A 22,701-nucleotide genomic window follows, 5' to 3' on the forward strand; every position below is an offset into this window, starting at 1 on the left:
GGGGTTTCCCCATGTGAGAGTAGGTCATCGTCAAGATTAAATTCCGAAACCCCAATTGCGAAAGCAGTTGGGGTTTTGTTTTGGGCGCTCGAAAAGCGCTGCTCTCTGGCGCAGCGAACTTTTCTCGACGCGTACCAACGCCCTGCACGTCCTTATCCTCGCTCCAAAACCTCGGACAAATTTGCACAGTTATTTCTGAACCAGAGCACTAGAATAGGCACCTAACCTTTTTTAGAGCCAGAGCCCTATTTATGCCCGATCCGGTTGATGCCCTTGAGGTGTCGGACTTACCGCTGGACGACCTGGTGGCCTGCCATGAGTGCGATCTGCTGATGCGCAAACCCGTACTCGCCCTCGGTGAAAAGGCTCAATGCCCACGGTGCGGCTACGAGCTATACGCTCACCGTCACAATGTCGTCGAGCGAAGCCTCGCCTTGGTCCTGGCAGCACTGTTGCTGTACATCCCCGCGAACTTTTTACCCATCATGCAGCTCAATCTACTCGGGCAGTCCTCAGAGGACACCGTGTGGACCGGCGTAGTCGGCCTGTTCAACACCGGCATGCAAGGGGTAGCCGTCGTGGTTTTCCTTTGCAGCATGGGTATTCCCTTGCTCAAATTGCTTTGCCAATTGGCCGTGCTGCTCAGCATCCGCTGGAACATCGGTCGCAGTCATGGACTGCTGTTCTACCGCATCTACCACCATATGAAAGACTGGGGGATGTTGGAGGTCTACTTGATGGGCGTCCTGGTGGCGCTTGTGAAGCTTGCGGACATGGCCTCCATTACGCTCGGCCTGGGTCTGGTGTGCTTTGTCAGTCTTTTAATGGTTCAGATCCTGCTCGAGGTGGTGATGTCACCCCATCAGATCTGGCAGGCGTTGTCAGGAGAGGATGACCATGCGGGCGATTGATGCAGGCATTCTGGTTTGTACGGAATGCCATGAGTTGAACAAGCAGGAAGCGGACGCCGATGAGCAACTCTGCAACCGTTGCGGTGCGCTGATCCACGCACGTCGCCCCAATAGCCTCATACGCACCTGGGCACTGCTGGTCACTGCGGCAATCCTGTATATCCCCGCCAACCTGCTGCCCATCATGACCGTCAACTCCCTCGGCCAAGGTGACCCCAGCACCATCATGTCAGGGGTGATCCAGCTGGTGCAGCACGGCATGTTCCCCATTGCCGCCGTGGTGTTCATCGCCAGTATCCTGGTGCCAACGTTCAAGCTGGTGGGTATCGGCCTGTTGCTGTTTTCGGTGCAGCGCCGTCAACCACTGTCCGCGCAACAACGCATTATCATGTACCGCTTTATCGAGTTCATCGGTCGCTGGTCCATGCTGGATATCTTCGTGATCGCCATCCTGGTGGCGGTCGTAAACTTTGGGCGACTTGCCAGTGTCGAGGCCAATCTCGGCGCTGCAGCGTTCGCCAGTGTGGTGATCTTGACGATGCTTGCCGCAGTAACCTTCGATCCCCGACTGATTTGGGATAACACGGAGTCGGATGACGACCATGAGTGATTTGCCTAAAGCTAAAACCCGCCCTGCATCCAACTGGTCGGCCATCTGGGTGCTGCCGCTGATTGCCCTGATCATCGGTGGCTGGCTGGGTTGGCGTGCCTACTCCCAGCAAGGTCTCGAGATCCAGGTCCGCTTTGAAAGCGGCGAAGGCATTCAGGTCAACAAGACCGAAGTGGTCTACAAAGGCATGACGGTGGGTAAGGTCAAAGCCTTGGCGCTGGATGACGAGGGCAACAATCGGGGGGTGATTGCCACCATCGAGATGAACAAGGACGTCGAGCAATACCTCAGGACCAATACCCGTTTCTGGCTGGTCAAGCCCAGCGTCAGCCTCGCCGGTATCACCGGCTTGGAAACCCTTGTGTCGGGTAATTACATCGCCGCAAGCCCGGGGGATGGTGAGCCGACCCGCAAGTTCAAGGCGCTCTCCGAGGAGCCGCCGTTATCCGATGCCAAGCCTGGTCTGCACCTGACGCTCAAGGCAGATCGCCTGGGTTCGCTGAACCGGGGCAGCCCGGTGTTCTACAAGCAGATTCAGGTGGGGCAGGTCAAAAGCTACTTGTTGTCCGAGGACCACAGTACCGTCGAGATCAAAGTCTATATCGAACCGACCTATGCCAACCTGGTGCGCAAACACACGCGTTTCTGGAACGCAAGCGGCATCAGCATCGACGCCAATCTGTCGGGTGTGAAGGTGCGCAGCGAATCTCTTTCCAGCATCGTCGCCGGCGGTATCGCTTTCGCCACGCCGGAAAATCGCAAGGACAGTCCGCCAACCGACCCGAGCCTGCCGTTCCGCCTGTACGAGGATTTCGACGCCGCCGCCGCCGGTATCAAGGTCAAGGTCAAGCTTACCGACTTCGAAGGCCTGCAAGCTGGACGTACGCCAGTGATGTACAAGGGTATCGAGGTCGGCAGCCTGAAGACCCTGAAGATCGACCCGGACCTGTCCAGTGCCAGCGCTGAATTGACCCTCGACCCCCTGGCCGAAGATTATCTGGTGCAGGACACGCAATTCTGGGTGGTCAAACCGTCCATCTCCCTGGCCGGCATTACCGGCCTGGAGGCTTTGGTCAAAGGTAACTACATCGCCATCCGCCCCGGTGACAAGGGCACCGCGCCACAACGTGAATACGTGGCTCGCGCCAAGGCGCCACCGTTGGATCTGCGCTCCCCGGGCCTGCACATGGTGTTGCTCACCGACAACCTGGGCTCGCTGGATGTCGGCAGCCCGATTTTGTACAAACAGGTCAAGGTCGGTTCGGTACAGAGCTACCAGTTCTCACGCAAGAAAAAGCAATTGGTGATCGGTGTTCACATCGAGAAAGAGTATGAAAGCCTGGTCAACGGTTCGACCCGTTTCTGGAATGCCAGCGGTGTCACCCTGACCGGCGGGCTTACCGGCGGTATCCAGGTGAAAAGTGAATCCCTGGCCAGCCTGATGGCCGGCGGTATTGCCTTTGAAACGCCGGAACCGAATGTGCCGCTGAAAAGGCACATCCCGCGTTTCCGCCTGTTTGCCGATCGGGACGCTGCCAATCGGCACGGCACGCTGGTCACCATCAAGGTTGACCGCGCCGATGGCTTGAGCCCTGGCACGCCGGTGCGCTTCAAAGGCCTGGACGTGGGCAAGATCGAAAGTGTGGACCTGAGTGCCGACATGCAATCAGTGCTGCTCAGCGCGCGTATCACTCAAGTGGCCGACCGCATTGCACGGGTTGGCAGTCAGTTCTGGGTGGTCAAGCCTGAATTGGGCCTGATGAAGACCGCGAATCTGCAGACCCTGGTCACCGGGCAATACATCGAAGTGCAACCGGCCGCGAAAAACGCCGGGCCGCAGAAAAGCTTTGTTGCCCTTGCCCAACCGCCTGAAGCCGCACATCGGGAGGCGGGCCTGAGCCTGACGCTCAGCGCCGCGCGCCGTGGTTCGCTCAAGGAAGGCGTACCCGTCACCTACCGTGAAGTCACCGTGGGCAAAGTCACCGGCTACGAGCTGGGACAGACCGCCGACCGTGTACTGGTGCATATCCTGATCGAACCCAAATATGCGCCCTTGGTCCGCAGTGGCAGCCGCTTCTGGAACACCAGCGGCTTCGGGCTCGACTTCGGCTTGTTCAAGGGCGCGACGGTGCGTACCGAGTCCCTGGAGACGCTGGTGGCTGGCGGTATTGCCTTTGCCACGCCTGATGGCGAACGCATGGGCAACCCGGCGCGGCCGCAGCAGACCTTTGCGCTGTTCGACAAGTTCGAGGATGAGTGGCTGACCTGGGCGCCCAAGATTCCACTGGGCAAGTAGATCGAGGCGCGGCCATCGGGGGCAAGCCCCCTCCCACATTCGGATTTGTGAATACATTCAAAGTGTGGGAGGGGGCTTGCCCCCGATAAGGCCCTCAAACTCAATACAAAACTCCAGCCCAAAAAAAGGCCGCGATCCAAAAAGATCGCGGCCTTTTCGCCTTTTCAGCGCTACACGTCAGACTTCATCCAACTCCGGCTCATCAGCCTGTACGTTCAGAGTTGCCTTCACCCCATCGTGACGACGAATGTATTTCCAGTCCGCCTCATCAATGTAGATCCCGTTGGGCCCGCTGCCGCCTTCCAGGTCGATCGCCACCTGGGCGGACACCTGCGGCTTCACACTGGCCAGGATCGGCACGAAGCCCAACTGCAGGCTGGTTTCCAGCAACGCGGCCTGGTTCTTCTCATCGATATCCGCTGCCTCATCGAGGTAGTACGGCAAGCGCACACGCCCGGCCTGGTCGCGGTCCATCAAGTGCAGCAACAAGTACATGTTGGTCAGCGCCTTGATGGTCATGGTGGTGCCGTTGGACGCGGCGCCATCGATATCGGTATGAATCACCGGCTGGCCGTTCACCTTGGTGATCTCGAACGCCAGTTCGAACAGGTCCTTGAGGCCCAGCTGGTTATGGTTGGCCGCGACGAGGCGGGCCAGGTATTCCTTGGCCTCTTCGTTCTTGTTGTCCTGCTCGGCACTCTGGCTGAGGTCGAACACCGACAACGTCTCGCCTTCTTCATACTGACCGGCGCTGTGGATGATCTGGTCGATATGCTTGAGGGCTTCCTTGTTCGGCGCCAGCACGATGCGAAAGCTCTGCAGGTTGGAGACCTGGCGCTTGTTGATCTCGCGGTTGAACAATGCCAGTTGATGTTCCAGGCTGTCGTAGTCGCTGCGGATATTGCGCAAGGTCCGTGCGATATCCGTGACCGCCGCGCGGCGTGCCTTGCCCAGGGTCAAGGCCTCGTCGGTACGGTGGGCATAGGCGTTGATCAGCAGTTGCAGGCGACGCTCCATGTCATCCTCGCTGTCGAACTTGGCCACACCCTTGAGGCGCACCTGCGCATACAGCGCTTCGATCTGGCCATCGGCGCGCAGCAAACCTTGCCAGCTGTCCTGATAGTCGTTGAGCAGCGGCAGCAGGTTGTCCATGGAGTCGTCGACCGGATCCATGAACGGCGTGCCGAAGGGCAGGTCCGCCGGCAACAGCTGGCGACGGCGCAAGGCATCGTCCAGCGTACGTTGCTTGGCTTCCATATCGCCGATCTGACGGCCGACCAGTTGCAGCTTGGCCGACAGCTGCTGGACGCGCTCGGTGAACGCATCACTGGAGCGCTTCAATTCGTCCTGGGCCGCTTCCATCTGCGCCAGGTTTTCCAGCTTCTCGCCTTCTTCCGCGCTCAGGGTTTGTGCGCGGCGGAAATCTTCCAGCGCCTTCTGTGCGTCGAGTACCTGCTGGTACAGCGCTTCGGTCTGGGTCTTGCTCGCGGCGCGGTCGGAGGCCACGGCCTGCTGAGTCTTGAGTTGCTTGAGCTCTTTTTCCAGGCGCTCTTTCTGATCGCGCAATGCCGCGCGATCAGCCAGCGCCTGTAACGCCGGTGGCTCAATGTGCGAGATGTCGATGGACAGCCCCGGCACTTCGAAACGCTCGCCCTTGAAGCCATCCAGGATCTGCTCCAGGGATTTGACCCACTGGCCGTCCTCGTCCAGCGTGATGCCGTGCTCGCCCAGCGGCAGGCTGAACAACGAGCTGTTGAACAGGCGCATCAGGCGCTCGACATCCTGCTGCGAAAATTCTTCGCGCAGCTTGGCGTAGCTGTTGTTGTCGGCGTGGTCCAGCTGCTGCTTGACCGACTTCAAGCGTTTTTCCAGGTCGCGCAGACGCTCGTCCAAATCCTCGGCGCTGAATTGCCGGGACTGCGCCAGCGCACCCGCCAATTCGTCGTGAGCATCCTTGGCCGCGAGCAGTTGCTGCTCCAGCACCCTCACATCATCGACCAACGCGAAGCGATGCTTGAGCACCGACAGTTCGCCCAACCAACGCTGGATGCCGCTGATCTCGCGCTCCAGGCGCATCAGCTCCTGGGTGCCGCCGCGCTGGTCGTTCTGTAGCGCATCCTGCTCGCTGCGATAGTGTTCGGCCTGGAGGGTCAGCTCTTCCTTGCGGGCACTGGCGTAGTCCGACCAGGTGCCCAACAGCGAATCCAGCAACGGCGACAGGCGATGCAATTTGCCGCGCAGAATGTCGCGCTGTTTCACACCATTGGCGAGCGCTTCGACCAACGGCCCGGCGGCCACCAGCGAGTGGTAGTCCTGCTCCATGCGCCGCACATCGCGGAAGGCTTCTTCGCACGCGGCGATGTAATCGACGCTGCCGGAACGCAAGCTGTGTTCGAACGCATCGAGGAACAATTGCTTGAGCTTGGCCGCGGTGATTTCGCGCATGTGCAGCAGGTTGATAAACAGCGCGCGGAACGTCTTCAGGCTCTGCTCGCTGGTGGAACGCAGGGGGATCAGCGTCAGGTCCAGCGGAATCGACGTATGGCCGCCTACCAGCAAGCGACGCAGTTCATCAGGTTTGAGTTCATAGGCTTTCAGGCCTTCGCGCTCAAGGTTGGTGAACAGCTCCTTCTGGCGCAGGCAGGTGTCGTTTTTCTGGTAGTGGGCCAGGTCCAGCTTGCCGGCGTAGGCAAAGAACTGGTGACCGAAACCACCGCCCGGGCCGCGCCCGACTACGCCAATCACGTGCGGGCCGTGGGGCAGCGAGACCTCTACCAGGATGTAGCTGGTGTCCGTGGCAAAGTAGAAGCGCCGCGATTGCTCCAGGGTGTACTTGCCGAAGCTCATGTCCGACATGCGCGCCAGGATCGGGAACTGCAAGGCGTTGATCGACGCGGATTTACCCAGGTTGTTCGCGCCATACACCGACAGCGGTTCTTCCAGCGGGAACAAACCCAGGCTGTAGCCGGCGGTGTTCAACAGGGCGAAACGGCGTATGCCGTAGCGTTCCTTACTCATGCGTCGGTCTCCTGTTCTTCGGCAATGGCGCGGGCGAGGGCGTCTTCTTCGCTTTCCTCGGCGAAGTCGCTCAAGTCCAGCGGGTCATCGGTCTTCAGCAGTTTTTCATCGCTGTCCTCGTCGATGATCACCGGTGCCGGCAACGGCAACACGCTGTGCACGCTGGCGGCGAGGTCGCGGTCCTGCTGGACCGACAGGCACACGTCGAGGAATCGATGCATCGGCGGCAGGAAGCGATAGATGCCATTGTCTTCGCCGGCAAAGCCCAGCTGGGTCATGCGGCGCATGATTTTTTCTTCAAGTTCTTCCTGGGTCTGCACCTCGGCCTGGATAAACAGGTCGCGGTACTTTTCCAGCAACGACGGCAGCTCATCGCGGCCCAGGCTGCCGCCATCGAGCACGGCAACCGGGTCGCGGCCCTGGTCGGCCAGATGCTCGACGAGGATGAAGGTGAACAGGGCCAGACGCTGCGCGGTCTTGTTCACCTGCGCGCTGGCGATGGCCGAATCCGGCACGAAGTAATAGAAACCACGGGTATCGCAGACCAGCTCAAAACCCAGGGCCTTGAACAGCGTGCGGTACTGGTCCTGGAAGTTCGACAGTTGCGCGTACAGCTCCGGGTCGCGACGGCTGACGTGGTAACCCTTGAACAGCTCGCGAAAGATCGGCGCCAGCTGGGACAGTTCGGATAGATCAAGATGCATAAGGCGTGCTCGCAGAATTCTCGGTGGCGTCAACGCCGGCCGGGAGCAGGGCGAAGGAGCGCAGGCTGACCTGGTGCTCGTGAGTGTGATAGTCGCGGCGCTCCAGGCGTTCGCGCTTGAAACGTTTTTCCCGCGAGAGCCGCGAGAACCAGTACAGCAACTCGTCGGTGGCACCGTCCGGTTCCTGCTCCAGCAGCCAGGTCATCAGGTCTGGCATCGGCAGTGCATCTTCGCAGCGCTCGAGCATTTCCTTGACCGTACGCGGCGCGCGCTGGGCTTCGCCCTTGTGGATTTTGTGCGCCTTGGGGAAGCGTGCCGGTTTTGGCTCGAAATTGGCCAGGGCATACACGTAGGCTTCCACCTGGCTCGCGCTACCCAGGAAGGTGCTTTGCGGGCGGGTGAACAGGGGCATGGCGGCCTGTGGCACCGCGTCCAGGCCTTTGCGGCGGATCGCTGACAGGGCCAGCGCCGCGCCGCGGGTCACGGCATTGTGTCGGCGGGCTTCTTCGCGTAACGGCAACAATAACTCGCGCGCATGGCGCAAGGTCAACTGGGCGCTGGTCTGCATCTCGAGGATGCGCGCGTGCGTGCGCAGCAGCATGTCGTCGTCCACCAACTGGCCCAGACGCTGCTGCTCGGTGAGCATGCGCAGCAGCACATTCTCGACCTTGCGCACGCCTTGCTCGAACGCGCCGTCGGCGTTTACCAACTGGATCATCGGCTCGACGTATTCGTCCCAGGTTGCCAACACCTCGGCATAACGCTGGCGCAACGGGATCTGGCGGTCGCTGGTCTTGGCGCGGTCGGCCACGGCCGCGAGGGCCTGTTCGTCGTTGGCCAGTTTTTTCAGCACATCGCGCACGCGCATATCCAGCAGACGCAGTTGGCGGGCCAGGTCGTGGCCATCACGGATGTCGAAGGCGTCCTGGATATAACCGGCCAGACGCTCGAGGTGGCGCAGGTAGGCTTCGATTTCCAGGCACAGGCCAAGCCGGTGCTCCTTGCGCAGATACGCCAGGAAGTCGTGAATCTGCGCGTTGAGCTCGAAACGGTTCGGGCTCTTGGCGACAGGCACCAGGATATCCAGGCGAATCCACACGTCCAGCAGGCTGGTGATGTCCTGGGGCGTGCTGTCCAGTTGTTGGGCGGCCAGTTGCGCGCGCAGTTCGCTCAGGCTCAGGGTGCCTTGGTCGAAGTGTTCGCACAGTGGCTCAAGTAAGGCCCAGTGTTCGGCGAGGGCGCGCAGGACGCGCTTGGGTTCGATCATGGGAATGGCCGGCTGGTTGGCGATTAAAAGTCGCGATTGTACTGCATCGGACGCGGGATTTATCCACAGCCGGTCAGTGTGCAGTGGGCGATTGTTACCGAACAGCGGTAGAATCCCCGCTCTTTAGTTATCCACAAGTGGCCGAGCTGTGCTTATCGAGTCCCGACGTCGCGCTTACTTGAGCGCCATGCAGGTGGTCAACTGGCTGCCCCGCACCGAACTGCCGTTTGCCGCGCCGTCGCGGCCCGAGCTGTTGCAGGTGCCTGAGCCCTATGAGGCATTCGAGCCTTCAGGCGAGGAAGCCGCCGCGCCGGTTGCGGTGGTCAAGCCTGTGCCTGAAATGCGGCCGACGGTGGAGCGCACGAAAATCGAGGTGCCGCGCCCGTCACCTGTGGTCAAGGCGGTGGTTGCCGAGGAGACTGCCCCGGTGATCAAGGCCCCGGTGGTGCCGCCGCCACGCTTTGCCCTGCAACTGCTGCGCGCGGGTCGTTGCCTGCTGCTGGTGGAGTTGCCCACCGGCGAACGTTTCCAGTCGCGCGACCCCGCCTACCTGCTGCTCAAGGATATGCTGCGCGCCGCCGGCCTGCCCGACAGCCCGCAAATCGTCGGTGACCCGGTGCGCTGGCCGCTGTTGGTGCGCGGCACCATGGACCAGGGCCCGGAAGCTGCGCGGGATTTTGTACAGAGTTTTGTCTCGGCACGCCTGGAAGATGAACCTTGCGTATGCCTGTGGCTGATCGGCCTGCCCGCCGTGCGTTTTGCCGGTGAAGCCAATGCCGAAGCCTGGTACCGCGAACTGCAGGTCGAGGGCCTGGGTTCGGTATGGGCCCTGCCGGGCCTGGAATTATTAATGGAAGAGCCACAGCGTAAGGCTGATGTCTGGCAAGCCATGCGCCGGCTGATGGCGCGCTGGAAAACAACCGATGAGTGAGGCTTTATCCTTTCGCCCGATGACCGAGGCCGACCTCGACGCCGTGCTGAAGATCGAATACGCGGCGTTCAGCCACCCATGGACCCGTGGCATCTTTCTCGACGGCCTGGGCAAGTACCAGATCTGGCTGATGTTCGAAGGCGAGCAGCAAGTGGGGCATGGCGTGGTACAGATCATCCTCGATGAGGCGCATCTGTTGAATATCACCGTCAAGCCGGAGAATCAGGGCCGGGGGTTGGGGTTGGCGTTGCTGGAACATCTGATGTCCCGCGCCTACGCGGCCAACGCGCGCGAATGCTTCCTGGAGGTGCGGGACAGCAATACCGGGGCGTTTCGCCTGTATGAGCGCTATGGCTTCAACGAGATTGGCCGTCGCCGGGATTACTACCCTGCCGTGGGTGGCCGCGAAGACGCGGTGGTCATGGCCTGCACCCTGGTCGACTGAACACCGGAATCCATGTGGGAGGGGGCTTGCCCTAATGCCAGTCAGTTAGCGCCGATCTCCTATGGGAGGGGGCTTGCCCCCGATAGCGGTGGGTCAACCAACATCAGTGTTTGCTGTGCCGACGTCATCGGGGGCAAGCCCCCTCCCACATTTGATCTTCGCAGCCTTAAGCATTTCGTTCGCTTAACTGACTGGCATTAGGGCTTGCCCCCCGATGGCGGTGGTTCAGCCAATACATGAGTTGACTGACCCACCGCTATCGCGAGCAAGCCCCCTCCCACCTGTTGAACTGCGTTGTGTCAGCGCTTGCCGTTGAGCGGGTCGAGGTCAGCCAGTTCGGCCTCGTCCAGGCCATTTCCGCCGCCTATCTCTTCTTCACCAACAACGCTCAGATCGTAGTCCGCCGCGCCGTCTTCACCTTCTTCCCGCGCATCCCGTGCGCCATCCTCATGGATCAGGGTTTCCGGGCTCATATCGTCATCGGTCGACTCGTGATCATCCGTCGAAGCACCGGTCATGCCCGCTTCGCGCACCCGTTCGTCAGGCATCAGGTGCTCGCGCTCGCCAGGGGGGATTTCATCGCCGATTTGGGCCGTCTGGTCTTCTTCATCAAAATCCAGCTCGTGCATCGAACCCATGCGGTCTTCATTATCATCAATCGGTTCGGGCTGCGCAGCGCCGTAGGGACGTCGTGATTCAGTCATGGCCAATCCTCATACTGTGGGGCTTATAGTGAGTGGACAGGCTATGTGCCCCAAAGATTCAAGCTAATTTGCGCCACGCGTGACCCGGACGAGGGCTTGTCAGTCACAAAACAGCGCATCATTCCTGAGGCTTTCCTGATGAACGAACTACAAGACCTGCTAGATAACAACGAACGCTGGGCGGATGCGATCAAACAGGAAGATCCCGAATTCTTCGCCAAGCTCGCCCGCCAGCAAACCCCGGAATACCTGTGGATCGGCTGCTCCGATGCACGTGTACCGGCCAACGAGATCGTCGGCATGTTGCCCGGTGACCTGTTCGTGCACCGCAATGTGGCCAACGTGGTGCTGCACACTGACCTCAACTGCCTGTCGGTGATCCAGTACGCCGTCGATGTGCTCAAGGTCAAACACATCCTCGTCACCGGCCATTACGGTTGTGGCGGCGTGCGCGCCTCGATGCAGGACCGCCAGTTCGGCCTGATCGACGGCTGGCTGCGCACCATTCGTGATCTCTACTACGAAAATCGCGACGTGCTGGCCCAGTTGCCCACTGAAGAAGAGCGCGTAGACCGCATGTGCGAGCTGAACGTGATTCAGCAGGTGGCGAACGTCGGTCATACCAGCATTGTGCAAAACGCCTGGCACCGCGGGCAGAGCCTGTCGATTCATGGCTGCATCTACGGCATCAAGGATGGCCGCTGGAAGAGCTTGAACACCACCATCAGTGGCTTCGAGCAACTGCCGCCGCAGTACCGTCTGCGACCGCTGGGCGAAGCCTAAGACCGTTTATGCTCGCGCCACCAGGCCATGAAGGCCTGGCCTCTGGCGTTCAACGGCTCCTTGTGGCCGGTGATCCAGCCCCGGCAGTTCGGCTCGCCGCAATGGCAGGCGAACTGTCGGAACAGCGCGTCTTCGGTCGTGGCGTAATCAACCGTCAGCGCTGTACCGACGGGGATAGACTGTGCGGTCCACAGTTCCAGGTAAGTGGTGTCCAGGAACACGTTTGGGGTGCACGAGTGCTGCAACAGGCCGCAGAACCAGGCGTCGTACAAGTGAATGCGTGGCGATAGCTGCAGCGTATACCGACGTCGTTCGCTGACGGCATACCCGCAAATCCTGGCGATGCGCACGCCTCTCCCAAATGCGACACGGGCCTTGATGACGGCAGGCGTGCCGTGAGTGCCTTGCACGATCTGGAAGTGTTCGCTCGAGGGGTAACCCTGATCGACGTGCAGCGTCTTGAACGGGTAAAGGCTGTCAAACACAGCCGCTTTAGCCTTATCCATGGCTTGAGTCTTCATCACTCTCCTCATAGGGCTGCATGGACCTGCGGGGCTTAACTGACGGCCAATCAGTTGCAGCAAATGGGTGCTGCCCAAGACTCACCCAAGTCGCAGCCGATTTCTACTGTCAAATCTGACAGTAGAAATCATTGCCACCGCTCACAGCGCAGGTGGTGCGAGGGTGGGGGGCGGGGCGGCACTGCGCAGCTGTTTCAACTGGGCTTTGATGGTGGGCGTGGCGCATTTGGCGTTGGCCTGCTCCGCAGTCAGGTTGCGCACTGAGGTGTAGAACAACTCGCAGGTCTGCTCCTTACGCGTGACCTGCCAGGTATTCATGCATGCCTTGAGCAACACATTTGCATCGCTGGCCGGTTTCTGGCCCATGCCGGCTTGCCAGCAGGCCGCGCTGAGGTCCTGGCCCATCACTTTCAGGCCGGCTTCATCGGCCTTTTGCTCATTGCCGTCATACGTGTCCGGGCTGGCGGCGTACCAGATGTAACTCGGGTGGTTGGCACCGAGCACCGAAACCGGCTTGCCCGGTTCCGGGCTGATCTGCGCCAGCCCCAGCACCGCCACGGTCTGCCCGTATTGTTGCTTGATCCAACTGCGCACCGGCGCGCCGAAGGCCACCATCGGCAACGTACCGTCGGGGCGCAGGCTCAACTCCTTGACCATGCGGGTCTGGTAGTCGGTGAAATAGCTGTAGACCGCTTCCAGGTCTTTACCGGCATTGGACGGGGCGGCGATGGGGGCGATATCGATAATGGTCTGATAGGCCGGGGTTTCGCCGGCAGGGATGCCGTTGCTGGTGAGCAAGGTTGCCCAGCGGTCGGTGGTGGCCGACTCCAGATAGTCCTGGGCCTGTGTCAGCGAGTAGTCGGGCGGGAAGTGCAGCAGCTCGATGCTTTTGCGATTTTCCAGGGCCATGCCCAGCGGCAGGAACAGGTACCAGTTGTAGGCCCACTTGCCGTCGGTGTTGAGCTGGCTGGCGCCCAGGTAAGCCAGGTCGGCGGTATCGAGCAGGGCCGTCAGGGGCTGGCCGTAACCGTCCGGTACGCCGCTGAAGGTCGCTGCGACCTGGCCGTCATGGCTTTTGACGCTGACCTTGGCCCGACTGTAGCCGTCACGTTGCAGGCTCTGGTTCAAATAATGCTCGGCAGTCTGCTCCAGCGTCCAGGGCCGAAAGCAGATCACGTTGCAGTTGTTGGGAAACGCGAATAACTGAGTGACACGTTGCGTGCTGCCCAACGGCACTTCGATATCGGCCTGTACGGCCGCACTGGCCAGCAGTGCGGCCAGGGTCAAGGCCAGCGTGGTTGGTTTGAACATAGTTGGTTCCTTGTCAGCGAAAGCCCGTCTGCGCGGGGTGAAAGCCCACCCTTCACACAGTAGCGGCTGACCAGGAAAACCGCGTGCTAAATCGCTGCGGGTGTCGCGATTGGATAAGTGAAGCTAAACGCTGAACTGCAAGGCGTTGCTCAAATCCCCCATGGGTTTCTGGCCGCGGGCGAGCATCGCGTCATCCCTTTGCTTGAGGCCGTCCAGGGTTTCCAGCTCAAACACGCGGGTGATCAAGCGCAGGATCGAGGCGGTGTCATACACCGTATGGTCAACCGTGCCTTTGCGCGCAAACGGTGACACCACCAGCGCCGGAACCCGCGTGCCCGGGCCCCAGCGGTCGCCCTTGGGCGGTGCCACGTGGTCCCACCAGCCGCCGTTTTCATCGACGGTCACCACCACCACCATGTTGTTCCACTGCGGGCTTTCCTGCAGCACCTTGAGGGCGCGCACGATATGGCGGTCGCCCGAGGCTACATCGGCATAGCCGGCGTGCATGTTCAGGTTGCCCTGGGGCTTGTAGAACGTCACGGCGGGGAGCTTGCCCGCCTGGGCATCGGCGAAGAACCTATTGGTGCTCGCCTCATCACCCAAGCCGCCGTCGCGCAGGCGTTTGTCACGTTCCGCACGGTTCTCGGGGCCCTGCTGCTTGAAGTAGTTGAACGGCTGATGGTGATACTGGAAGTTCGGAATCTTGGGGATGCCGCCCGAGTCCTTGAACTGATCCAGGGTGGCTTGCCATGCGCCGGCGTACCAGGCCCAGTCGATGTTCTTTTTCGAGAGCTTGTCGCCAATGTGTTCATGGGTTTGCGGCACCAACACGTTGGGCAGGTCCGGTTTGGAATAATCGGGGTTTTGCGGGTCGCGGATCCAGGTCGGCCAATAGGGCGGCGCCAGCGTGTTGACCGCGTAACCGTCCGGGGTCAGGGCGCTGGGGCCGAACTGCGGCGGGCCGGTCATGGCGCTGGCCGGCGAGGTGTCCAGGGGTTTGAGGCGCAGGTCGCCGTGGTGGTCGCTTTGCAGCGTGGCGATCTGCGCCTTGGCCACTGATTGCGCAGCATTGGGATAGGTCGGTGCGGTGGCGCTGATCAGGTATTGGTGGTTAAGGAACGAGCCGCCGAACGCGCCCTGGAAGAAGTTATCGCACAGCACGAACTCCCGGGCGACGTCCCACAGGCGCAGGGAGTAACGGCTCTGGGCGTAATGGCCCATCACCAGGCCACCTGAATCGCCCCACGCCACGAACCCGTCATTCTTGCCGCCGTTGATCTGCATCTGGTTCTGATAGAACACGTGCCACAAGTCCCGGGTCACCAGGCTCAGCGGCAAGTCCTCGGCATTCGGACCCTTGAGGGCGAACGGTGCGTTGGGCAGGTTTTCCTGGAACTGCACGGCGCTCGGGTAGGTCACCCCATCCACGCTTTGCGGGCCGACCTGCAGCACGCCTCCCCAGGTCTGGGGGAGGGCGGGCAATACGCTGCCATCGCGGTCGCGTTGTAGGTAATCAGCGGCGGAAAGCGCCGAGAGGGGTTTCTCCAGCCCGGGGAAATCGGCAAACAGATTGTTGAAGCTGCGGTTCTCCGCGTAGATCACAACGACGGTCTTCACCTGGTCGCGCAGGGCCTTGTCCAACTCCGGCGCTGTAAGTGGCCGCGCCGCCGGTTTTTCCGGCGCCTGGCCGGCATTTCCACAGCCACTCAAGGTTGCGCCCACCCCCAGCACTGCAGCGCCCCCCAGGAATCGCCGGCGACTGCTGTCAACCGGCGCCTGGCCTATGGAATCTGTGGAAGGGCGATCTACGTGCTCGTCACTCATTGCGTGGGAGTCCTTGGGGAGATGTTGCAAGATATTTCGCAGGACGGTAGCAATGCAATGTGACGGGATTAAGGCAGCTACAAGCTGCAAGCTTGAAGCTTGAAGCTTGAAGCTTGAAGCTTGTAGCTGAAAACTTGCAGCTTGCGGCTGCTCCTAAGGCATCACCGGCGGCACATACGTCAACGTCGTCCCCAACGCCCACAGCAAAAACAACACCAACGGCGTGTGCACCAGCAATTGCACAAACGAAAACCCGATCAGATCCCGCGCCTTCAGCCCCAGCACCCCGAGCAGCGGCAGCATATAGAACGGGTTGATCAGGTTCGGCAGCGCCTCGGCCGCGTTGTAGATCTGCACCGCCCAGCCCAGGTGGTATTGCAGGTCATTGGCCACTTGCATCACGTAGGGCGCTTCGATGATCCACTTGCCGCCGCCGGACGGGATGAAGAAGCCCAGCACCGCCGAGTACACGCCCATCAGCAGGGCGTAGGTGTCGTGGGAGGCGATGGAGGTGAAGAACAGCGAGATATGGTGCGCCAGGGTTTGACCGTCGCCGCCTTTGACCACGGTCATCAGCGCTGCAATCGAGCCGTACAGCGGGAATTGGATCAACACGCCCGTGGTGGTCGGCACGGCGCGGGCCACGGCATCGAGGAAGCTGCGCGGGCGCCAGTGCAGCAGCGCGCCGACCATGATGAACAGGAAGTTATAGGTGTTGAGCCCCGAAATGGCGCTGATTGCCGGTTTGCTCGAGAACTCGTGGAACAGCCAACCGGCCGCCAGCAGCGCCAGCGCAATCGTCAGCAGCGGGCTGTGCTCCAGCCATTCGCCGGGTCGGGTCGGCACCGGTGGCGTGGGCAGGTTGAACGCAGGGTCGACGCCGCAGGCCTTGGCATCCCGCGCGCTGTTCGGGCCCGGCGCGGTGGCGTAGGCGATGATCAGCGAGACCACGATCAGCGCCAACAACATCACGCCCGATTGCCACAGGAAGATGGTTTCGGTAAACGGGATCATCCCGGTGATCGCCAGGATCGACGGCGGCAAGCTGGCCGGGTTGGCCTGTAACTGCGCGGCCGACGAGGACAAGCCCAGCGCCCACACGGCGCCCAGGCCCAGATAGGCCGCGGCGCCAGCGGCACGGTAGTCCATGCGCAGGTCCGTGCGACGCGCCAGTGCACGCACCAGTAAACCGCCGAATACCAGGGACAGGCCCCAGTTGAGCAGGGAGGCCACCATGGAAATCAACGCGACCCAGGCCACGGCCGACCGGCCGTTCTTCGGGATGCGCGCCAGGCGGTCAATCAGCTTTACCGCAGGCGGCGAACTGGCCACCACATAACCACCGATCACCACAAAGGCCATCTGCATGGTGAAGGGAATGAGGCTCCAGAACCCGTCGCCAAACGCCTTGGCGGCTTCGGTGGGCGCAGCGCCCATGCCCAGGGTGGCCACGGCGACAACGATCACGGCGAGGGCGGCGAACACCCACGAGTCCGGGAACCAGCGCTCGGCGAAGGTGGAGCAACGCAGGGCAAATCGGGCATAGCGGCTTTCTTCGATAGCATCGGCCACGTGTCTTTCCTCTTGTATTTATTATGGGGTGGGCAGTTTTGCGGCATGTTCCGCTACGCTCATTGATTTGGGAATGTAGTTATCTTCATCGATCAATGAGTAAAACAAATATATCCGCCGCGATTGCCATCATCCGGTTCAACTCATAATCTGCACGCCATTTTGTTTGTCTGCCGAGCATGCACATGACTGCCACCGCTTCTTCACAGGCGCAGCGTTTTTCCCGCTCCGACTACAAAACCCTGGGCTTGGCCGCCCTCGGTGGCGCCCTGGAAATCTACGACTTCATTATCTTCGTGTTCTTTGCGCTGACCCTCAGCCAACTGTTCTTCCCCCCGCAAATGCCCGAGTGGCTGCGCCTGCTGCAAAGCTTCGGCATCTTCGTCACCGGCTACCTCGCCCGCCCGCTGGGTGGCATCCTGATGGCGCACTTTGCCGACCACTTGGGGCGCAAGCGCGTGTTCAGCTTGAGCATCCTGATGATGGCCTTGCCCTGCCTGCTGATCGGAGTCATGCCGACCTACGCGCAAATCGGCTATTTCGCACCGCTGATCCTGCTGGCGCTGCGCGTGTTGCAAGGCGCCGCGGTGGGCGGTGAAGTGCCCAGCGCCTGGACCTTCGTCGCCGAGCATGCCCCGCGCAGTCATCGTGGGTATGCCTTGGGGTTCCTGCAGGCCGGCCTGACCTTCGGTTACTTGCTCGGCGCGCTCACGGCCACGTTGCTTGCACAGGTCTTCACCCCGGCCGAGATTCTCGACTATGCCTGGCGTTTCCCCTTCCTGCTCGGCGGCGTGTTTGGCGTGATCGGCGTATGGCTGCGCCGCTGGCTCAACGAAACCCCGGTATTCCTCGAAATGCAGGCCCGCCGCCAGGCTGCCGCCGAACTGCCGCTGCGCACCGTGTTGCGCGACCACCGCGCCGTGTTGCTGCCGGCGATGATCCTTACGTGCGTGCTGACGTCGGCGGTGGTGGTGCTGGTGGTCATCACTCCGACCATGATGCAGAAAACCTTCGGCATGAGCCCCAGCCACACCTTTGCCTTGAGCGCGCTGGGGATTGTGTTTCTCAACATCGGTTGCGTATTGGCCGGCCTGCTGGTGGACCGCATCGGCGCCTGGCGCGCGGTGCTGGTCTACAGCCTGCTGCTGCCGGTGGGGGTGTTTATCCTGTATGCCAGCCTGATCAGCGACGGGGTCTGGCTGGGCGCCGCGTATGCCGTGGCCGGCTTGAGCTGCGGGGTGGTGGGCGCGGTGCCGTCGGTGATGGTCGGGCTGTTTCCGGCGCCGGTGCGGGTGTCGGGGATTTCCTTCACCTACAACATTGCCTACGCGCTGTGGGCGAGTACCACACCGCTGCTGCTGATTGCGTTAATGCCCGCCAGTCCGTGGATTTGCGTGGGGTATTGCGGGGTGATGGGGGCGGTGGGCGTGGCGAGTGCGGCGCTGTTCGGCAAGCGCCACACCTTGGCTGGCTGAGGCTCAGGTCAGGACGATGATCGTGATTCATGTGGGAGGGGGCTTGCCCCCGATAGCGGTGTGTCAGCCAGCCTGTTTGTCGCTGATACACCGCCATCGGGGGCAAGCCCCCTCCCACATTGGTTTTGTGGTGTTTTCAGGTTCGTGGCAGGCATTCGATGGTGCGGTTTATCACCGTTTTGGCCATTTCCAGCAGATGCCATGCGGCATGGATTCTTGCGCGGTCGTGGGGTTGCAGGTGATCGCAACAGTCCCACACCGTGGCCGATGCGCTGTTGATCAGATGGGAAATGTAAAGTTGAGCGTCTTCGAAGCTGAGTTCTTCATTGACGACGAGGCAATCCATGGGCGGATCGGGAAGTGCTTTGGTCATGGTGTAACTCCTATTAACTCAAAGGAGCCGACCCTGTCGCGACTAAACGAAGGGTGGCGGCTGTACGCAGGTTAGTCGACCGGCAAATAGGCAAAGTCCGGCGCACCCGAGGGCGCCCTGCGCACAGCCACCATAAAACCTCATGGAGGACCATGCGCCTATTAAATCCGGGCGACTAAACCCGATCACTGAATTTCAGTGACGGGCCGAAGACTAGCCATCGATTCCAACAGGCACAAGGCGGCGGGGATTGTCTCGGAAACGTCCTGCAATTTAAAGGGACACGGCTTGCTGGCCCTTTACAAACCATGACCAGATGCCAGCAACGCCGCCTTATCCAAAAGGTGGGAGGGGGCTTGCCCCCGATGAGGCCGTGTCAGTAACGCATCCGAAACTGACCCACCGCTATCGAGGGCAAGCCCCCTCCCACATTGATTGCATTTCAGGTCTTGAATCAGCGTCCGAGCATTTTTACCCAGCGCGACGGCGGCATGCCGTAGGTGCTGCGAAACTGCCGGGTCATGTGGCTCTGGTCGGTGAAGCCAGCGCTCATCGCCGCATCCACCAAGGGCTCGCCCTGGGCCAATAATTGGCGCACCAGGTCCAGCCGGCGCATGGTCAGGTAGCGGTAGGGGCTGGTGCCGAACAGCAAGCGGAAATCCCGCGACAGCGCCCAGCGGTCGCGCCCGGCGTGATCAGCGATTTCATCCAGGGTGAGGCTGCGGCCCAGGGCGCTGTGGATAAATTCCCGGGCGCGCTCGGCGGCGATGTAATCAAAGGATTTGCGGCTTGTGATGACGCCGGACGCAGCGCTGAGCGTATGGGCCAGGTCGAACATGGCGTCCTGCTCCTGCATCGGGTCGATCGGGCAGTCCAGGCTTTGCAGCAATACCTCGCTGGCGCGGTGCAGCCGCGGGTCGGTGGACACGCCGCCGGGTATGAAGGGCAGCGGCTTGCCGCCGAGGATCTGCTGGATCAGCGCCGGTTCTACATAGATCATCCGGTACTTGAAACCCTCATCGCTGCCCGCGCGGCCGTCATGGATTTCATCGGGGTGAATCACCATGGTGGTGCCGGGCAAGCTGTGAGTCATGCCGCCGCGATAATGAAAGCTCTGCACACCGAACAACGTGCGCCCGATGGCGTAAGTATCATGGCGATGAGGATCGAACGCGAAGCCGGCAAAGTACGCTTCGATACGGTCCAGTCCACTGGCGTGCGGGGCGCGGTGCAGCCAGTCGAGGGTGTGGGTGGGGTTGCCCATGGTGACTGTCACAAAAGGAGGTGGAAACACGTTAGCCGAGTCTGCGCCCCTTGTCTGCCGGGGTCTTGTACGATTGTGCAGTTGTTCGGCCAGGCCTATGATCCAGGCTGCGTATTGCCTTGAAGGAGCTGGCCGCGATGGAACTGTTCAACCCCGCTTATGTGGCGCCGCTGGTCTCGTTGGCCCTGCTGTGGACGGTGGCCGTGGTCACGCCCGGGCCCAACTTCTTCAACACCGCCCAATTGGCCGCCAGTTGTTCGCGCCGACATGGTGTAGTGGCCTCGGCGGGCGTGGCCACCGGTACGATCCTGTGGGGGTTGGCGGGTGGGCTGGGGATCAAGTCGCTGTTTACGGCCGCGCCTATGTTGTACCTGGCGTTCAAGATCATCGGTGGCTGCTATTTGATTTATCTGGGGCTGAAACTGTTCAAGCGCTCGGCAACCAGCATGGGCCAGACTCCATTGCCGGATGCGGCGCGGCGCTCGCTGTTTTCCGCCTGGCGTCTGGGGCTGTTGGGTAACCTGTCCAACCCCAAGGCGGCGCTGTTCGTCGCCACTATCTTCGCATCCACCATGCCGCCGTCGCCTTCGCCGGTGTTGCTGACGTTGGCGGTGATCGTCATGGCGACCTTGTCGTTCAGTTGGTACACCAGTGTGGCACTGCTGTTTTCCAGTGAACGCATGGCCACTCTTTACAGCCGTTCGCGTAAATGGCTCGATCGTTTTGCCGGGGGATGCTACGTCTTGTTCGGTTCACATCTGATCGCGAATCGCTGACCGTCCGTTACACGGCTTAAATGGGTGGTGAGGGAGCAAGCGCCCTCCCACCCAGGTTGAATCAGTCGCCCAGTGCTTCGCCTTCACGCCGCGGGTCCGCACCCCCGCTCAATGACACCTTGCCCTGGGCATCACGCGTGCGAACGATCGCCTGGACGCCGCTGGTCATGTCGATTTCGCTCAGTTCGTGACCTCTACTCTTCAAGGCCTGCTTCACGCCCGGGCTGAACAGCCCGGCTTCCAACTCGGTTGCGCCATTGCGGCTGCCGAAGTTCGGCAGGCTGATAGCGGCCTGCGGGTCGAGTTTCCAGTCCAGCATCGCGACCAGTGTTTTGCTCACGTATTCAATGATCTGCGAGCCGCCCGGCGAACCCACGGTGGCCAGCAACTCACCGCTCTGACGGTCGAATACCAGGGTCGGCGCCATGGCCGAGCGCGGGCGTTTGCCGGGTTGTACGCGGTTGGCGACGGGTTGGCCGTTTTCTTCGGGGATGAACGAGAAATCGGTCATCTGATTATTGAGCAAAAAGCCCTGGACCATGACGTGGGAGCCGAACGCCGCCTCGACCGAGGTGGTCATCGATACGGCGCCGCCCTGATCATCCACGGCCACCACTTGCGAGGTGGAAATGCGCAGTGGCGAGCGGTCCGGCGCGTAGGCCACCTGAAGGCCTGCCGGTTGGCCCGGCTTGGCGATGCCCATGCTGCGCTCACCGATCAGTGCGGCGCGCCGGGCCAGGTAATCTGGTGCAACGAGACCGGCAACCGGCACCGGCGTGAAGTCCGCATCAGCCACGTATAGCGCTCGGTCGGCGAACGCCAGGCGCCCGGCTTCGGCGATCAGATGCACGGCTTCGGGCGTGGGTTCAAGCCCGGCCGGCGAGGGACTCTTGAGCGGCGTCATCGGCGCGATGGCCAGGCGCGGATCGCGCGTTTGCAGCGCCTGCAATGTGCCGAGGATTTGCGCAACAGCGATCCCACCCGACGACGGCGGCGGCATGCCGCAGACTTTCCACTGCTTGTAGTCGGTACACAACGGCGTGCGCTCCTTGGCGGCGTAGCCCTGAAGGTCCGCTTGGGTCAACCTGCCGGCATTGCGATTGCCCTGCACCTTGCGTGCGATTTCATCGGCAATCGGGCCGTGATACAGCGCGTCCGGCCCCTCCTTGGCGATACGCTTGAACACCGTCGCCAGCGCCGGGTTCTTCAACAGCGTGCCAATGGCTTTTGGCGAACCATCGGTATTCAGAAAGTAAGTGGCCATGTCCGGCGATTGCGCGATAAAGCGGTCTGCGGCAATCAAGCTGTGCAGGCGTGGGGAGATTGCGAAACCCTGTTCGGACAACCGGATCGCCGGTTCGAACAGCTGGGCCCACGGCAGGTGGCCGTTCTTTTTATGCGCCATTTCCAGTGCCCGCAATACCCCCGGCGTGCCCACCGAACGCCCGCCGATCTGCGCATCGGTAAACGCCATGGGCGTACCGTCGGCCTTCAGGAACAACCGCTCTGTTGCCCCGGCTGGGGCGGTTTCCCGGCCGTCATAGGCGTGCACGTTTTCGCCGTCCCACAGCATGATGAATGCACCGCCGCCGATGCCGGACGATTGCGGTTCCACCAGCGTCAGCACCGCTTGCATGGCGATCGCCGCATCGATTGCCGAACCGCCCTGGCGCAACATTTCGCGTCCGGCTTGGGCAGCCAGTGGGTTGGCAGCGGCAGCCATATGGCGGGCTGCGTGACGAGTGGCGAGGTCGGTGCGATAGCCCGACCCCAGCTCCGGTGCGGGTGGTTGTTCATTGACCGTGGTGTGGCAGCCGGCAAGGGCGAGCGTGATGGCAACGGTTGATAGTTGACGGCGGGAAATAAAAAGCACGCGTTGAACTCCGTTCATTTTGAGAATGACCTGATCTTCCTGT

19 protein-coding genes are annotated in these 22,701 nt (G+C 61.4%); 8 read left to right on the forward strand and 11 right to left on the reverse strand.

Annotation, left to right across the window (positions count from 1 at the left end; translation table 11 throughout):
- Positions 1-251: 251 nt before the first annotated feature.
- The 3 genes from PspCFBP13528_RS03465 to PspCFBP13528_RS03475 are packed head-to-tail and all read left to right on the forward strand — an operon-like array spanning position 252 to position 3,817.
- A complete protein-coding gene (locus PspCFBP13528_RS03465) occupies positions 252-911 on the forward strand; it encodes a paraquat-inducible protein A (protein ID WP_065951353.1) in 660 nt (219 codons plus the stop codon).
- Positions 898-1,521 (forward strand): paraquat-inducible protein A, encoded by a 624-nt coding sequence (locus PspCFBP13528_RS03470; protein WP_057725927.1) that lies wholly within the window; start codon positions 898-900, stop codon positions 1,519-1,521. The genes PspCFBP13528_RS03465 and PspCFBP13528_RS03470 overlap by 14 nt, the downstream gene beginning before the upstream one ends.
- Entirely contained in the window at positions 1,514-3,817 is a 2,304-nt protein-coding gene (locus PspCFBP13528_RS03475) for an MlaD family protein (protein ID WP_137199646.1), read from the forward strand. Before PspCFBP13528_RS03470 ends, PspCFBP13528_RS03475 begins: the two co-directional genes overlap by 8 nt.
- A gap of 177 nt (positions 3,818-3,994) precedes the next feature.
- Here PspCFBP13528_RS03475 and mksF read toward each other — a convergent pair whose 3' ends face one another.
- From mksF to mksB, 3 genes are read right to left on the reverse strand one after another with little or no spacing between them, the layout of a single operon-like run.
- On the reverse strand, positions 3,995-6,835 hold the full coding sequence (gene mksF / locus PspCFBP13528_RS03480) for an Mks condensin complex protein MksF (RefSeq protein ID WP_065951356.1): 2,841 nt from the start codon (positions 6,833-6,835) through the stop codon (positions 3,995-3,997).
- A complete protein-coding gene (mksE, locus tag PspCFBP13528_RS03485; RefSeq protein WP_065951357.1) occupies positions 6,832-7,539 on the reverse strand; it encodes an Mks condensin complex protein MksE in 708 nt (235 codons plus the stop codon). Before mksE ends, mksF begins: the two co-directional genes overlap by 4 nt.
- Complete coding sequence (gene mksB, locus PspCFBP13528_RS03490) at positions 7,529-8,806, reverse strand: Mks condensin complex protein MksB (protein ID WP_065951358.1); 1,278 nt, start codon at positions 8,804-8,806, stop codon at positions 7,529-7,531. The genes mksE and mksB overlap by 11 nt, the downstream gene beginning before the upstream one ends.
- Before the next feature lie 187 nt (positions 8,807-8,993).
- Here mksB and PspCFBP13528_RS03495 point away from each other — a divergent pair, with 187 nt between their 5' ends.
- Together PspCFBP13528_RS03495 and rimI are read left to right on the forward strand one after the other, a co-directional pair.
- A complete protein-coding gene (locus PspCFBP13528_RS03495; RefSeq protein ID WP_065951359.1) occupies positions 8,994-9,737 on the forward strand; it encodes an energy transducer TonB in 744 nt (247 codons plus the stop codon).
- A complete protein-coding gene (gene rimI, locus PspCFBP13528_RS03500) occupies positions 9,730-10,182 on the forward strand; it encodes a ribosomal protein S18-alanine N-acetyltransferase (protein ID WP_003188286.1) in 453 nt (150 codons plus the stop codon). Before PspCFBP13528_RS03495 ends, rimI begins: the two co-directional genes overlap by 8 nt.
- Positions 10,183-10,481: 299 nt before the next feature.
- Here the strand turns inward: rimI and PspCFBP13528_RS03505 are convergent, their stop codons facing one another.
- Positions 10,482-10,886 carry a serine kinase/phosphatase gene (locus PspCFBP13528_RS03505; protein ID WP_137199647.1) on the reverse strand — a complete coding sequence of 135 codons (405 nt, stop codon included), beginning with the start codon at positions 10,884-10,886 and terminating at the stop codon, positions 10,482-10,484.
- Positions 10,887-11,024: 138 nt separating this feature from the next.
- Here PspCFBP13528_RS03505 and can point away from each other — a divergent pair, with 138 nt between their 5' ends.
- Positions 11,025-11,669, forward strand: a complete 645-nt coding sequence (gene can, locus PspCFBP13528_RS03510; RefSeq protein ID WP_003188288.1) for a carbonate dehydratase — start codon at positions 11,025-11,027, stop codon at positions 11,667-11,669.
- Here the strand turns inward: can and PspCFBP13528_RS03515 are convergent.
- The 4 genes from PspCFBP13528_RS03515 to PspCFBP13528_RS03530 all read right to left on the reverse strand — a co-directional run bounded on the left by PspCFBP13528_RS03515 (position 11,666) and on the right by PspCFBP13528_RS03530 (position 16,897).
- Positions 11,666-12,190: an SET domain-containing protein-lysine N-methyltransferase gene (locus PspCFBP13528_RS03515; RefSeq protein ID WP_065951361.1), complete on the reverse strand. Its 525-nt coding sequence runs from the start codon at positions 12,188-12,190 to the stop codon at positions 11,666-11,668. The two genes, can and PspCFBP13528_RS03515, sit on opposite strands and share 4 nt — an antisense overlap.
- 141 nt (positions 12,191-12,331) lie before the next feature.
- On the reverse strand, positions 12,332-13,501 hold the full coding sequence (locus PspCFBP13528_RS03520) for a hypothetical protein (RefSeq protein WP_101218158.1): 1,170 nt from the start codon (positions 13,499-13,501) through the stop codon (positions 12,332-12,334).
- 123 nt (positions 13,502-13,624) lie between these two features.
- Positions 13,625-15,325 (reverse strand): acid phosphatase, encoded by a 1,701-nt coding sequence (acpA, locus tag PspCFBP13528_RS03525; protein ID WP_137199648.1) that lies wholly within the window; start codon positions 15,323-15,325, stop codon positions 13,625-13,627.
- A 153-nt stretch (positions 15,326-15,478) separates the two neighbouring features.
- Complete coding sequence (locus tag PspCFBP13528_RS03530) at positions 15,479-16,897, reverse strand: TIGR00366 family protein (RefSeq protein ID WP_137199649.1); 1,419 nt, start codon at positions 16,895-16,897, stop codon at positions 15,479-15,481.
- A 185-nt stretch (positions 16,898-17,082) separates the two neighbouring features.
- Between PspCFBP13528_RS03530 and PspCFBP13528_RS03535 the strand changes: the two genes are divergently transcribed.
- Positions 17,083-18,372 (forward strand): MFS transporter, encoded by a 1,290-nt coding sequence (locus tag PspCFBP13528_RS03535; RefSeq protein ID WP_137199650.1) that lies wholly within the window; start codon positions 17,083-17,085, stop codon positions 18,370-18,372.
- Between the two features lie 136 nt (positions 18,373-18,508).
- Here PspCFBP13528_RS03535 and PspCFBP13528_RS03540 read toward each other — a convergent pair whose 3' ends face one another.
- Together PspCFBP13528_RS03540 and PspCFBP13528_RS03545 are read right to left on the reverse strand one after the other, a co-directional pair.
- Positions 18,509-18,745 (reverse strand): hypothetical protein, encoded by a 237-nt coding sequence (locus PspCFBP13528_RS03540; RefSeq protein WP_065951366.1) that lies wholly within the window; start codon positions 18,743-18,745, stop codon positions 18,509-18,511.
- A gap of 454 nt (positions 18,746-19,199) precedes the next feature.
- On the reverse strand, positions 19,200-20,009 hold the full coding sequence (locus PspCFBP13528_RS03545; RefSeq protein WP_065951367.1) for an AraC family transcriptional regulator: 810 nt from the start codon (positions 20,007-20,009) through the stop codon (positions 19,200-19,202).
- Positions 20,010-20,146: 137 nt separating this feature from the next.
- Here PspCFBP13528_RS03545 and PspCFBP13528_RS03550 point away from each other — a divergent pair, with 137 nt between their 5' ends.
- Positions 20,147-20,785, forward strand: coding sequence for a LysE family transporter (locus tag PspCFBP13528_RS03550; RefSeq protein ID WP_065888066.1), 639 nt, complete (start codon positions 20,147-20,149; stop codon positions 20,783-20,785).
- A 61-nt stretch (positions 20,786-20,846) separates the two neighbouring features.
- Here PspCFBP13528_RS03550 and ggt read toward each other — a convergent pair whose 3' ends face one another.
- Complete coding sequence (gene ggt, locus PspCFBP13528_RS03555; protein ID WP_137199651.1) at positions 20,847-22,676, reverse strand: gamma-glutamyltransferase; 1,830 nt, start codon at positions 22,674-22,676, stop codon at positions 20,847-20,849.
- Positions 22,677-22,701: the final 25 nt, after the last annotated feature.

This window comes from Pseudomonas sp. CFBP13528 (assembly GCF_005233615.1).
Classification (GTDB): Bacteria; Pseudomonadota; Gammaproteobacteria; order Pseudomonadales; family Pseudomonadaceae; genus Aquipseudomonas; species Aquipseudomonas fluorescens_AM.